The organism is Stenotrophomonas sp. Ste86 (assembly GCF_024519465.1).
In the GTDB taxonomy this organism is placed as follows: Bacteria; Pseudomonadota; Gammaproteobacteria; order Xanthomonadales; family Xanthomonadaceae; genus Stenotrophomonas.
In genome coordinates this window covers 332,622-346,382 of sequence record NZ_JALJRW010000002.1, presented here as the reverse complement: position 1 = coordinate 346,382, position 13,761 = coordinate 332,622, and the positions used below count along the sequence as shown (strand labels likewise).

Annotated in this window: 13 protein-coding genes; all 13 read left to right on the top strand. The window is 66.2% G+C overall.

Annotation, left to right across the window (positions count from 1 at the left end):
- Nucleotides 1–91 precede the first annotated feature (91 nt).
- Complete coding sequence (gene flgB, locus NR101_RS03820) at nt 92–487, top strand: flagellar basal body rod protein FlgB (protein WP_256776991.1); 396 nt, start codon at nt 92–94, stop codon at nt 485–487.
- Between the two features lie 3 nt (nt 488–490).
- Nucleotides 491–898 carry a flagellar basal body rod protein FlgC gene (flgC, locus tag NR101_RS03815; protein ID WP_256776990.1) on the top strand — a complete coding sequence of 136 codons (408 nt, stop codon included), beginning with the start codon at nt 491–493 and terminating at the stop codon, nt 896–898.
- Between the two features lie 26 nt (nt 899–924).
- Entirely contained in the window at nt 925–1,611 is a 687-nt protein-coding gene (locus NR101_RS03810) for a flagellar hook capping FlgD N-terminal domain-containing protein (RefSeq protein ID WP_256776989.1), read from the top strand.
- 32 nt (nt 1,612–1,643) lie between these two features.
- Entirely contained in the window at nt 1,644–2,867 is a 1,224-nt protein-coding gene (flgE, locus tag NR101_RS03805) for a flagellar hook protein FlgE (RefSeq protein WP_256776988.1), read from the top strand.
- Between the two features lie 32 nt (nt 2,868–2,899).
- On the top strand, nt 2,900–3,652 hold the full coding sequence (locus NR101_RS03800; protein WP_137189434.1) for a flagellar basal body rod protein FlgF: 753 nt from the start codon (nt 2,900–2,902) through the stop codon (nt 3,650–3,652).
- Nucleotides 3,653–3,788: 136 nt separating this feature from the next.
- On the top strand, nt 3,789–4,574 hold the full coding sequence (flgG, locus tag NR101_RS03795) for a flagellar basal-body rod protein FlgG (protein ID WP_256776987.1): 786 nt from the start codon (nt 3,789–3,791) through the stop codon (nt 4,572–4,574).
- A gap of 23 nt (nt 4,575–4,597) precedes the next feature.
- The gene (flgH, locus tag NR101_RS03790; RefSeq protein WP_256776986.1) at nt 4,598–5,290 is read left to right on the top strand and encodes a flagellar basal body L-ring protein FlgH; all 693 of its coding nucleotides are present in this window, start codon (nt 4,598–4,600) and stop codon (nt 5,288–5,290) included.
- A gap of 7 nt (nt 5,291–5,297) precedes the next feature.
- Nucleotides 5,298–6,449, top strand: a complete 1,152-nt coding sequence (locus NR101_RS03785; protein WP_256776985.1) for a flagellar basal body P-ring protein FlgI — start codon at nt 5,298–5,300, stop codon at nt 6,447–6,449.
- A gap of 1 nt (nt 6,450) precedes the next feature.
- Nucleotides 6,451–7,680 (top strand): flagellar assembly peptidoglycan hydrolase FlgJ, encoded by a 1,230-nt coding sequence (flgJ, locus tag NR101_RS03780; RefSeq protein WP_256776984.1) that lies wholly within the window; start codon nt 6,451–6,453, stop codon nt 7,678–7,680.
- 8 nt (nt 7,681–7,688) lie between these two features.
- The gene (flgK, locus tag NR101_RS03775; protein WP_256776983.1) at nt 7,689–9,569 is read left to right on the top strand and encodes a flagellar hook-associated protein FlgK; all 1,881 of its coding nucleotides are present in this window, start codon (nt 7,689–7,691) and stop codon (nt 9,567–9,569) included.
- The gene (gene flgL / locus NR101_RS03770; RefSeq protein ID WP_256776982.1) at nt 9,566–10,768 is read left to right on the top strand and encodes a flagellar hook-associated protein FlgL; all 1,203 of its coding nucleotides are present in this window, start codon (nt 9,566–9,568) and stop codon (nt 10,766–10,768) included. Before flgK ends, flgL begins: the two co-directional genes overlap by 4 nt.
- A gap of 759 nt (nt 10,769–11,527) precedes the next feature.
- Nucleotides 11,528–12,694 (top strand): flagellin, encoded by a 1,167-nt coding sequence (locus NR101_RS03765; protein WP_256776981.1) that lies wholly within the window; start codon nt 11,528–11,530, stop codon nt 12,692–12,694.
- Between the two features lie 71 nt (nt 12,695–12,765).
- Nucleotides 12,766–13,761: flagellin (locus NR101_RS03760; RefSeq protein WP_256777707.1), on the top strand; the 996-nt coding region annotated here is incomplete at its 3' end.

Below are 13,761 nucleotides of genomic sequence, written 5' to 3'. Positions count from 1 at the left end.
GGGCTCTGCCGACCCGCGCCACACGCAGAAACAACGCGCCGACTGGCACAGCCCTTGCACCACTCCCCCCATCGTCCCGTGGGAGCGCGCCATGCCCAATCTGATTTCCGACTATCTGGGGGTCCATGCCCAGGCCATGCCGTTGCGCGAGCAGCGGATGAAGCTGATCGCCAGCAACCTGAGCAATGCCGACACCCCCGGGTACAAGGCCCAGGACCTCGACTTCGATGCCGCCCTGCGCAATGCCCAGGGCGTGGACAGCAACGGCCTGATGAAAACCACCAACGAACAGCACTACGCCGTTGGCGGCGGCCTCAACCCCTTCCAGATCACCAAGGAAGGCGTCCAGCCCAGCATCGACGGCAACACCGTCGACCCCGATGCCGAACGTGCCGCCTACGGCCGCGCCGCGCTGGAATACCGCGCCTCGCTCAGCTTCGTCGAATCCAAGGTGCGCTCCATGCTCACCGCCATCACCGGGCAATAAGCCATGAGCAACCTCCCCATTTTCGACATCGCCGGCTCCGCCCTCCAGGCCCAGTCCGTGCGCATGAGCACCATCGCCTCCAACCTGTCCAACGCCGACACCGTCTCCGGTTCGGCGCAGACGGTGTACAAGCCGCTCGAACCGATCTTCCAGTCCGTCACCAGCCGCACCGACCCGAACATCACCACCGTTCAGGTCAAGGAAATCAGCAAGAGCGACGCCGCGCCGATCAAGCGCTACGAGCCCGGCCACCCGCTGGCCGATGGCGACGGCTACATCTACCAGCCCGACGTCGATCCGGTGGCGCAGATGGTCAACCTCATCTCCACCTCGCGCAATTACCAGGCCGGCGTGGAAATGCTGACCACCGCCAAGGAACTGGCGCTGGCCACCCTGACCATGGGTCGCTGACCCTTTTCTTTACAGGACATACCGTCATGAGCAGCACCAGCGGCGTCGGCCAGAACGGCAGCGATATCTACAGCGCGCTCGGCCTCAACGCGCCCAACAGCGACACCAGCAAGAAGAAAAGCACCCTGGACCAGGCCGATTTCCTGCGCCTGATGACCGAACAGCTGCAGCACCAGGATCCGCTCAAGCCCATGGACAACACCCAGATGGTGGCGCAGATGGCGCAGCTGTCCCAGGTGCAGGGCATCACCGACCTCAACACCACGGTGAAGGGCTTCCAGGACCAGATGTCCAGCGACCAGATCCTGCGCGGTGCCGCGCTGGTCGGCCATGACGTGCTGGTGCCCTCGACCAAGTGGCAGCTGGAGGCCGAAGGCAACACCAACGGCATGGTCGCCGCCTCCGGCGCGGGCTTTGTCAACGTGGAAATCACCGATGCCAACGGCGTCAAGGTCAACACGCTGAGCGTGGAAGCCAAGGCCGCCGGCGAAGTGACCTTCGACTGGGATGGCAAGGATGCCAACGGCAATCGGCTGCCGCCGGGCAGCTATTCCATCGCCGCCACCTTCACCGACGGCGCCGGCGCCAAGAACAAGGTCAACACCTACGTCGAGGCCCCGGTGGAGAGCGTCACCGTCGGCTCGGACGGCCTGTACCTCAACCTCAAGGGCCTGGGCACGGCCCCGATCGACTACGTGCTCCGCATCAGCTGAGCCGCCCTACCCCGCATACCAGGAGCAATCCCATGGGCTTCAACATTTCGTTGTCCGGCATCAACGCAGCCAATGCCGACCTGAACGTCACCGCGAACAACATCGCCAACGTCAACACCACCGGGTTCAAGGAATCGCGCGCCGAGTTCGCCGACCTGTTCTCGGCCACCAGCTATGGCCTGTCCAAGAACGCGGTCGGTTCGGGCGTGCGCCTGACCAACGTGGCCCAGCAGTTCTCGCAGGGCAACAACGAACAGACCGGGCGCAGCCTGGACATGGCCATTTCCGGTGAGGGCTTCTTCACCATGTCCATGAACGGGGCCCGCGTGTATTCGCGCGCCGGCAACTTCCAGACCGACCAGGCCGGCTACGTCACCAACCCGCAGGGCGCGCGCCTGCAGGTGTTCGCCCCCAACGCCGACGGCACCAGCTTCGATGCCGGCCGCCTGGTCGACCTGCAGCTGCTCACCACCGACAGCCCTCCCAAGCAGACCAGCAAGGTCAACGTCAGTTTCACCCTGCCGGCCGACGCCAAGGTGCCCACGGTGGGCGTGTTCGACCCGACCGATTCCAACAGCTACAGCCAGTCCACCGGCGGTATCACCGTGTACGACTCGCTGGGCGTCAGCCACACCCAGACCTCGTACTTCGTCAAGACCGCCGATCCGAACCAATGGCAGGTCTACAACTACGTCGATGGCCAGGCCGCCGGCGCGCCGACCACGCTGACCTTCAACAACGCCGGCGCGTTGACCGCCCCGGCCAACGGCCAGATCACGCTGGCTCCGTTCACGCCGAGCACCGGCGCCGGCCAGCTGGCGCTGACCCTGGACATCAGCGGGTCCACCCAGTACGGCGAGAAGTTCGCCCTGCGCAATACCCAGCAGGACGGTTACGCCGCCGGCAAGCTCAACGAAGTGACCGTGTCCGAGGAAGGCGTGGTTTACGCGCGCTACTCCAACGGCGATGACAAACCGCTGGGCCAGGTTGCGCTGACCACCTTCAACAATGCACAGGGCCTGGAAGCCAAGGGCAACAACCTGTGGGTGGAAACCTTCAGCTCGGGCACGCCGCGTACCGGTGCACCGGACAGCTCCAACCTGGGCAAGGTCCAGGCCGGTTCGCTGGAAGCCTCCACGGTCGACCTGACCGAGCAGCTGGTCAACATGATCACGGCCCAGCGCAACTTCCAGGCCAATTCGCAGATGGTCTCGACCATGGACCAGATCACCCAGACCATCATCAACATCCGTTGATGAGCCACTGACCGCATCACGGGATTACAACGATGGACAAGGCGCTCTACGTAGCGATGACCGGTGCACGTGCTTCGCTGCAGGCACAGGGCACGCTCTCGCACAACCTGGCCAACACCGATACCCCTGGTTTCAAGGAAGCCCTGGCCAATACCGAGGCGTTCCCGATCAAGGGCACCGGCTATGCCTCGCGCGTGGACGCCCTGCACGTCGACGCCGGCTTCAACCGGCGCATGGGCGCGCAGCAGATCACCGGCAACCCGCTGGACCTGTCGCTGCAGTCGGGCAACTGGCTGGCGGTGCAGGCCCCGGCGGGCGGCGGTGAGGCCTATACCCGTGGTGCGGCACTCTCGATCACCCCCAATGGCCAGCTGGTGACCGCCGGTGGCCATCCGGTGCTGGACGAGAACGGTGCGCCGATCGCCATTCCGCCGCACCAGGCCATGGACATCGGCAACGACGGCACGATCTCGATCATCCCGCTGGGCGAAGGCCCGCAGACCATGGCCAACATTGGCCGTATCCGGGTGGTCGCCGCGGCCGATGAACGGCTGGAGCGCGGCTTGGACGGGTTGATGCGCAACACCGACCCGCAGCAGCCGTTCGTGCAGGCCCAGGGCAAGTCGCTGGAAAGCGGCCAGCTGGAAGGCAGCAACGTGGACGCGGCCGGCGCGCTGGTGCAGATGATCCAGCTGCAGCGCCAGTACGAAATGCAGGTGAAGGTAATCAAGCACGGCGACGACAACGCCCGCAGCGCCAACAGCCTGCTGCGACTGGGCGGTTGAGCCGCGGGGATGCGCGATTGACGGGGCACCCACGGGGCCCCGACGGAATTCCGGCGCGGTTCTGGCACAGCCCATGCATCGCTCCCCGTGACGGCCGCCCCGGGTGGCCACCCGCAACAGACAAAGGAACATCGCCATGAACCAGGCATTGTGGATCGCCAAGACCGGACTGGATGCGCAGCAGACGCGCATGTCGGTGGTTTCCAACAACCTCGCCAACACCAACACCACCGGTTTCAAGCAGGACCGTGCCAGCTTCGAAGACCTGCTGTACCAGCAGGTGCGCCAGCCGGGCGGTTCTTCGTCCGCACAGACGCAGCTGCCCACGGGCCTGCAGCTGGGCACCGGCGTACGCGTGGTGGCCACCTCGAAGAACTTCGAGCAGGGCAGCCAGCAGCAGACCGGCCGCGCGCTGGATGTGATGGTCAACGGCCGCGGTTTCTTCGAAGTGCAGATGCCCGACGGTTCTTCGGCGTATACGCGTGATGGGTCGTTCCAGCGCAACCAGGATGGCGAGCTGGTGACCAACAGCGGCTACCCGGTGCAGCCGGGCATCCAGATCCCCGAAGGCGCGCAGTCGCTGACCATCGGGACCGACGGCACCATCAGCGTGAAGATGGCCGACGACGCGGCGTCGGTGGAAATCGGCGCGCTGACCCTGACCGACTTCGTCAATCCGGCCGGCCTGCAGGCCCGCGGTGAAAACCTGTTCCTGGAAACCACCGCCTCCGGCCCCGCGCAGAACGGCAACCCCGGCCTGAACGGCCTGGGCAGCGTGGTGCAGGGCGCGCTGGAAGGCAGCAACGTCAACGTCGTGGAAGAGCTGGTGTCGATGATCGAAACCCAGCGCGCCTACGAAATGAACGCCAAGGCGATCTCCACCACCGACGCGATGCTCGGCTACCTCAACCAGAACGTCTGATCGGTCGAACCGGGAACCCTGCCATGTCGTACCTGCGCCCTACCCTCCGCCTGCTCTCGGCCAGTGCCGTTGTCGCCCTGCTCGGCGGCTGCGTCATCGCCGGCGATGTCCGCCCCTACCCGGCGATGGCGCCGGTCACCCCGATCATCGCGCCCACCGCGCAGGCCACGGCCGGTGCGATCTACGCCGCCGGCCCGGGCCTGCAGCTGTATTCGGACCGGCGCGCACGCGATGTCGGCGACCTGCTGACCATCACCCTGACCGAGAACACCACCGCGCAGACCACCGCCAACACCACCACCGCCAAGGAATCGGACCTGAGCATCGGCACCCCGACCGTGTTTGGCGCGCCGGTGACACTGGGCGGCAAGGACATCCTCAGCGCCACCGCCAAGGGTTCGCGCGACTTCGCCGGCAAGGGCACCACCGCGCAGAGCAACCGCCTGCTCGGCAGCGTGACCGTCACCGTGGTGCAGCGCCTGCCCAACGGCAACCTGGTGGTCCAGGGCGCCAAAAACCTGCGCTTGAACCAGGGCGATGAGCTGGTGCAGGTGCAGGGCATCGTGCGCGCGGCGGATATCTCCCCGGACAACACCATTCCTTCCAGCCGCGTTGCCGATGCCCGCATCGTCTACGGCGGCCGCGGCCCGGTCGCCCAGTCCAATGCGATGGGCTGGCTGAGCCGTTTCTTCAACTCGGCGTTGACGCCGTTCTGAGCCTGACATGACCTTTTCCTTCTCCCTGTTCGGGCCGCGACGCAGTGCGTCGCTCTACGCGGTGCGTGCCGTGGTGGTGCTGCTGGCGGTGTTCGCGCTGGTGGCACCGGCGTCTGCCGAGCGCATCAAGGACCTGGCCCAGGTCGGCGGCGTGCGCACCAATGCGCTGGTCGGCTATGGCCTGGTGGTCGGCCTGGACGGCAGCGGCGACCGCACCAGCCAGGCGCCCTTCACCGTGCAGAGCTTGAAGAACCTGCTCGGCGAACTCGGTGTCAACGTACCGGCCAACGTCAATCCGCAGCTGAAGAACGTGGCCGCCGTGGCGATCCACGCCGAGCTGCCGCCGTTCGCCAAGCCGGGCCAGCCGATCGACATCACCGTGTCTTCGATCGGCAACGCGGTGTCGCTGCGCGGCGGCTCGTTGCTGATGGCGCCGCTGCGCGGTGCCGACGGCCAGGTCTACGCGATCGCCCAGGGCAACCTGGTGGTCGGTGGCTTCGGCGTGCAGGGCAAGGACGGTTCGCGGGTCTCGGTGAACGTCCCCAGTGTCGGTCGCATTCCCAATGGCGCCACGGTCGAACGTGCACTGCCGGACGTGTTCAACGGCGGTGGCGACATCACCCTGAACCTGCACAAGAACGACTTCACCACGGTCTCGCGGATGGTTGCCGCGCTGAACACTGCCTTCGGCGATGGCGCGGCGCGGGCGATCGACGGTGTCACGGTATCGGTGCAGTCGCCGAGCGACCCGGGCGCCCGCATCGGGATGCTGGCACGTATCGAAAATCTGGAACTCACTCCCGGCAGCGCGCCGGCCAAGGTGGTGGTCAACGCACGTACCGGCACGGTGGTGATCGGCTCGCAGGTGCGCGTCGGCCCGGCGGCCATTTCGCATGGCTCGCTCACCGTGACCATCAACGAGAACACCAACGTCAGCCAGCCCAATGCCTTCGGCAACGGCCAGACCGTGGCCTCGCCGCAGTCCACCATCACCGCCACCAACGATGGCAGCCGCATGTTCAAGTTCACTGGCGGCACCACGCTGGACGAGATCGTGCATGCGGTCAACGCGGTGGGGGCGGCACCTGGCGATCTGATTGCGATCCTGGAAGCACTCAAGCAGGCCGGCGCACTGAGCGCCGAGCTCGAGGTGATCTGACATGCGCATCAACCCGGCACTGGAACTCAATCCGGCCCAGGCCAACAGCCCGGCCAAGGTGGACAAGGTGGCGCGCCAGCTGGAAGGCCAGTTCGCGCAGATGCTGGTCAAGAGCATGCGCGATGCCAGCTTCGGCGACTCGCTGTTTCCTGCCGAAAACACCATGTTCCGCGAGATGTACGACCACAAGATCGCCGAGGCGATGACCCGTGGGCGCGGGCTGGGCCTGTCGGCGATGATCACCCGTCAACTGGGTGGCGCCGAGGCCGAGGCCGCCAAGCCGACCGACACCGCCTTGAACCCGGCCGCCGCGCTGCGCGCGTACCGGCTCAACGCACCGGCGGCGGCGCCGATGGCGCTGCCCGCCTCGACCATGCCGGCCGGCACGCCGAGCGAAGTGGAGATGCTGCAGCAGTTGCGCGGCGCCGATCCGTCAACGGTGCTGCAGCCGATGGAACGTGCGCTGGATCTGATCGCCGGCCGCGAGAGCAGCCAGATGCACGAGGCCATCGGCCGTTCCGATCCGTATTCGGCGGCGTCCGACGTCAGCGATCCGACCGAACAGAACTGGGCCGCGCTGGCCGATGACCGCTGGCGCGACGTCAACGGTACGGCCGCCGCGCGGGGACCGAGTGCGGTCGATACGCTGGCCGCCAACACCGCTGCCGCCCAGCTTGGCCCGCACACGCCGGAAGGTTTCGTGGCCAGCATCTGGAACCACGCCCAGCAGGCCGCGCGCGAACTGGGCGTGGATGCCAAGGCGCTGGTCGCCCAGGCCGCGCTGGAGACCGGTTGGGGCCGCAAGCTGGTGCAGCGCAACGGCGGTGGCAGCTCGCACAACCTGTTCGGGATCAAGGCCAGCGGCTGGAGCGGCGAACGCGCCACCAGCGGCACCCATGAATACGTGGACGGCGTGCGCCGCAACGAAACCGCCAGCTTCCGCGCCTACACCTCGGTTGGCGACAGTTTTGCCGACTACGTGAAACTGCTCAAGAACAGCCCGCGTTACCAGAATGCGCTGCAGGCCGGCGGCGATGTCCGCGGCTTCGCCCAGGGCCTGCAGAAGGCCGGCTACGCCACCGATCCCAGCTACGCGGCCAAGATCGCCGCGATTGCCGGCGGCCCGACCATCGAGCGCGCAATCGCCGCCGTGGGCAATGCCAGCCAGCGCCTGGGCCAGACCTTTGCCAGCACCGCCAGCCCGACCGGGCTGGGCGTCATCCGTCGTTGAGGTAACCCATGTCCAGCGTACTTTCCACCGGCACCAGCGCCCTGCTCGCTTTCCAGCGGGCGCTGGCGACCACCAGCCACAACGTCGCCAACATCAACACGCCGGGCTACAGCCGGCAGAAGGTCGACTTCGCCACCGCCAATCCGCAGAACTTCGGCTATGGCGACGTGGGCAACGGCACCCGGATCAGCGATATCCGCCGGGTGGCCGACCAGCTGGCGATCTCGCGGTTGCTCGATGGCAGTGGTGAACTGGCGCGATTGAAGCAGCTGTCGAGCATGGCCGACCGTGTGGATGCGATGTTCTCTGATACCGCCACCAACGTGTCCGGGGTCTGGTCGAGCTTCTTCGACACGGTCAGCGGCCTGTCCTCCAACGCGTCGGGTACGGCCGACCGGCAGAACATGCTCGACGGCGGCAAGACCCTGGCCAGCCGCTTCCAGCAGCTCAACGGCCAGCTCAATACGCTCAACGGCGAGGTCAACAACGGCCTCATCGCCGGCGCGTCGGAGATCAACCGGCTCGCCAAGGAAATCGCGCAGCTCAACGGCAGCATCGGCGGCAACGCGGCCAACGCCGCGCCGGACCTGCTGGATCGCCGCGATGCGCTGATCGCCAACCTGGTCGGCTATACCGGCGGCAACGCGGTGATGCAGGACGGCGGCGTGATGAACGTCTACACCGCCGGTGGCCAGGCGCTGGTGGTAGGCACCACCGCCTCCAAGGTCACCACCGTGGCCGATCCGTACATGCCCGAGCGCCTGCAGCTCGCGCTGGAGAGCGCCGGCCAGAAGATCACCCTGGAACCGAAGACCCTCGGCGGCCAGATCGGCGGTCTGCTGGAGTTCCGCGATACCGTGCTGACGCCCACCCAGGCCGAACTGGGCAAGCTGGCCGTCGGCATGGCCAGCAGCTTCAACGATGTGCACCGCCAGGGCGCGGACCTGTACGGCAACCTGGGCGGGGACTTCTTCAACATCGGCAGCCCGCGCATCACCGGCAACGCCAACAACACCGGCACCGCCAGCATGACCGCCAGCTTCGGCGACCTGTCCAAGCTGGACGGGCAGAACGTGCTGCTCAAGTTCGACGGCACCCAGTGGCAGGCGACCCGCGCCGACACCGGTGCGGCGATTCCGATGACCGGCACCGGCAGCGCCGCCGACCCGCTGGTGATCAACGGCGTGGAACTGGTGATGACCGGTGCCCCGGCCGTGAACGACCGCATGCTGCTGCAGCCCACCGCGGGCGTGGCCGGCACCCTGTCGGTGGCGATCACCGATACCTCGCGCATCGCGGCGGCGGCACCGATCAAGGGCACGGCCGCACTGACCAATACCGGTACCGGCAAGCTCACCGGGGTCAAGGTGACCGACCACAACAACGCGGCGCTGCGCAATCCGGCCGCGATCGTGTTCACCAGCGCCACCCAGTACACCCTCGATGGTGCCGGCCCGTTCACCTACACCGCCGGCCAGACCATCAGCGCCAATGGCTGGAGCTTCGTGCTCGACGGTGCGCCCAAGACCGGCGACACCTTCGGCATCGGCCCGACTCCGGCCGGTTCCTCGGACAACAGCAACGCCCTGTTGCTGGCCAAGGTGGAACAGGCCAAGGCCTTCAACGACGGTACCGTGACGCTCAGTGGCGCGCTCGGTGGTCTCACCACCCAGGTTGGCGCCGCCGCGCGATCGGCAGATTATTCGCTACAGGCCCAGCAGGTGATCACCGACCAGGCACAGTCCGCGCGCGATGCGATCTCCGGGGTCAACCTGGATGAGGAAGCGGCCGACATGCTGCGCCTGCAACAGGCCTACCAGGCCGCCTCGCAGCTGATTTCCACCGCCGACAACATGTTCCAGACCATCCTCGGAGCCGTGAGCCGATGAACAGCCGCATTTCCACCGGGATGATGTTCCAGCAATCGGTGTCGTTGATGATGGCCAAGCAGGCCAAGATGAGCCACCTGGAACAGCAGATCGCCACGGGCCGCCGCCTGGTGACCGCCAAGGACGACCCGGTCGCCTCCGGCGCCGCCGTCGGCCTGGACCGCACGCTGGCCTCGCTGGACCGCATGCAGCTCAACGCGGGCAACGTGCAGAACCGGCTGGGCCTGCAGGAAAACGCACTGGCCCAGGTCGGCGACATGATGGGGCGCATCACCGAGTTGACGATCTACGCCAATAATCCGGCGCTGGCCGCCTCGGACAAGCAGTCGATGGTCACGGAAATCGAGGCGATCCGCGGGAACCTGCTGGCGCTGGCCAACAGTACCGACGGCACCGGGCGCTATCTGTTTGGCGGTACGGCCGATGACAGTCCGCCTTTCAGCCAGATCGATGGCAAGGTGGTCTACAACGGCGACCAGAACCAGCGCCAGGTCGAGGTCGGGCCGGACACGTACGTGCTCGATGCCCTGCCCGGCAGCGAGATTTTCCTGCGGATCGGTACCGGCGATGGGCACGTGGACGGGGCCGCCAGCACGGCCAACACCGGCACGGGCGTGCTGACCAATGTGACGCGCGACGGCAGCGACAGCTGGAACGGCCAGGGCTTCAGCGTGCGCTTCACCGCTGAAGACCAGTACGAGCTGCTGGATGCCGGCGGTACGGTGGTGTCCACCGGTACGATGAAGGCAGGCGACGATCTGGTGCTCAACGGGGTGCGTTTGCACATCGACGGCAAGCCGGCGGCCGGCGATACCTTCGAGGTGAGTCCGGCGACCAGCCGGGATATTTTCAGCACGTTGGACAGTCTGATCGGGTCGTTGAAGATGGATACCGGGAGCGCGTCCAAGTCGGCGGCGCAGCAGAATCTGCTGCAAAGTGGTCTGCGCGACGTTGCGCGGGCCTCTGAGCGGATGATCGATTCGCGCGCGGCCGGTGGTGCGCAGTTGAAGGCGCTGGACAATGCGGCGGACATGCGTGAGTCCAATACGGTGACGCTCAAGAGCACGCTGTCGCAGATGCGCGATCTGGACTACGCCGATGCGATCAGTCAGTACCAGCTGGAGAGCACTGCCCTCCAGGCCGCGCAGACGCTGTTCTCGCAGATGCAGCAGATGTCGTTGTTCAACGTGTTGCGCTGATACCGCGACACGAAAACCTGGATGGCCTGAAGGCCGCGATGCATTGCGCATCGCGGCCTTTTTGCTTTTTCCTCTACGCATCCAAAGGCAACAGCGCGGATGATCCTCTGCTCATGGCATGGGCGGGGGTGTGTGGGTTCGCGGGACACGCCGCAAGTACGTCCCTGTAGGCTCGCGTGCGCCATCCGTGGCGCACGACGGTCCCGCGAACCCACACACCCCCTCCCTCGACAGTTGGCTGGTGGCCGCGGAAGAGCCGAAGAGCGGTAGATCGACAGACCGACGAACAGGATGTTCGCCAGCCAGCAATTCACACGGCTCCTTGCTTGCGTACCCGCACCCTGTCCAAGGGCTGGCACGGGTGGGTTGGCGGGACCGTCATGCGCCATGGATGGCGCATGCGAGCCTACAAGGACGTATTCACGGCGTGTCCCGCCAACCCACCCGTGCCAGTCCTCCCCCCAGGTGCAGCAGACCCAATGCTCCTGCCGTGGCCGTGGCCGTGGCTCTCGCCCCAGATCCGACCATGAAAACTCAAAACCCCCTTGAATTCCCGCTTTCCCTGCCGTTAACCCTTATGTCCGGCAAGCCCGCCATGGCCCCGGATGGCCCACCAGACAGCCTCAGCGAAATTTCCGCCTAAAGGTTGTTGACAAAGCGCCGTTATTCATTTGGCAACAGCGAAGCACACAGCCAAACAAAAAAATCGGCGGCGCTTCGTTCCATTCACCACCGGGATTCCAATAAGGGAGACGACCCATGGCACAGGTAATCAACACCAATACGATGTCGCTCAACGCTCAGCGCAACCTGAGCACCAGCGGCAGCTCGCTCGCTACCACCATCCAGCGCCTGTCGTCGGGCCTGCGCATCAACAGCGCGAAAGACGACGCCGCCGGCCTGGCCATTAGCGAGCGCTTCGGCACCCAGATCCGCGGCACCGACGTGGCCATCCGCAATGCCAACGATGGCATCTCGCTGGCCCAGGTCGCCGAAGGCTCCCTGAGTGAAATCGGCAACAACCTGCAGCGCGTCCGCGAACTGGCCGTGCAGGCCTCCAACGCGACCAACTCCGCCAGCGACCGCAAGGCCCTGCAGGCCGAAGTCACCCAGCTGGTCAGCGAAATCGACCGCGTCGCCAAGCAGTCCGACTTCAACGGCACCAAGCTGCTGGACGGCAGCTTCACCAGCCAGCTGTTCCAGGTCGGCGCCAATGCCGGCCAGGCGATTGCCATCAACAGCGTCGTCGATGCCAAGGCCAGCTCGCTGGGCAACGCCAAGTTTGCCGCCCCCGTCGACAGCACCGGCGACATCGCCACCATCACCGACCTGACCGGCGTCACCATCAACGGGGCCACCATCGGCACCATCACCGGCAAGACCACTGCCGAGTTTGCCGCCTCCGCCGCCGCCCAGATCAACAGCAGGATCGGCGAAGCCGGTGTCTACGCCGAAGTGGTCACCACCGCCGGCACCCCGGACACCCAGCGCCTGAAGCTGACCTCGGTCCAGGCCGACCGCGACCTGGTCATCACCGGCGCCACCCAGCTCAGCCTGGCCGACTCCACCGTCGCCGCCCCCAGCTCGGTTGCCGCCACGGCCACCTCCAGCTTCGTGCAGGACCTGGACGTCTCGTCCTACGTCGGCGCACAGAAGGCGCTGGAAATCGTCGACAAGGCGCTCGAGTCGGTCAACAGCGTGCGCGCCGACCTCGGCGCCATCCAGAACCGCTTCACCTCCGTGGTGGCCAATCTGCAGACCTCCTCGGAAAACCTGTCGGCATCGCGCAGCCGCATCCGTGATACCGATTTCGCCAAGGAAACGGCGGAACTCACCCGTACCCAGATCCTGCAACAGGCCGGCACCGCGATGCTGGCCCAGGCCAACCAGGTTCCACAGAACGTGCTCAGCCTGTTGCAGCGCTGACATGAGCCGCTCCTGAAGCACGTCAGGAGCGTCTAACCCATCGTACGTGCACTGCTCAAGGACCTCTCCTCATGGCACAAGTCATCAACACCAACACGATGTCGTTGAATGCTCAGCGCAACCTGAGCACCAGCGGCAGCTCCCTGGCCACCACCATCCAGCGCCTGTCCTCGGGCTCGCGCATCAACAGCGCCAAGGACGATGCGGCCGGTCTGGCCATCTCCGAGCGCTTCGGCACCCAGATCCGCGGTACCGACGTGGCCATCCGCAATGCCAACGACGGCATCTCGCTGGCCCAGGTCGCCGAAGGTTCGCTGACCGAAATCGGCAACAACCTGCAGCGCGTCCGTGAACTGTCGGTGCAGGCCTCCAACGCCACCAACTCCGCCAGCGACCGCAAGGCCCTGCAGGCCGAAGTCACCCAGCTGGTCAGCGAAATCGACCGCGTCGCCAAGCAGTCCGACTTCAACGGCACCAAGCTGCTGGACGGCTCGTTCTCCAGCCAGCTGTTCCAGGTTGGCGCCAATGCCGGCCAGGCGATCGCCATCGACAAGGTCGTGGACGCCAAGGCCAATGCCCTGGGTGGCGCGCAGTTCTCCAGCGGCACCGCCACCGCCATTGCCGGCGTGGCCGATACCGATACCGCCATTGGTGCCTTCACCATCACCGACAGCAAGGGTGCGGTGGTCAACTTCGCCGCGCAGACCGTCAAGAGCGTGGGTGACGTGGCCGCCAACACCGCTGCCAACGGCAAGGCCGTGGCTGCCTCGATCAACGCCAAGATCGGTGAAACCGGCGTTTACGCCGAAGCCGATGCCGCCGGCGCCCTGACCCTGACCTCGGTCAAGGACAGCGTCGACGCCACTGGCGCCTTCGCGAACATCGCCAGCTCGCTGGCCGGCTTCGCCGCCACCGCCCCGGCCGACGGCAAGCAGTTCGCCGACAAGATCGACGTGTCCACCGTGAAGGGTGCCCAGCAGGCACTGGAAATCGTCGACAAGGCCCTGGGTGCGATCAACAACACCCGCGCCGACCTCGGTGCGATCCAGAACCGCTTCACCTCGGTC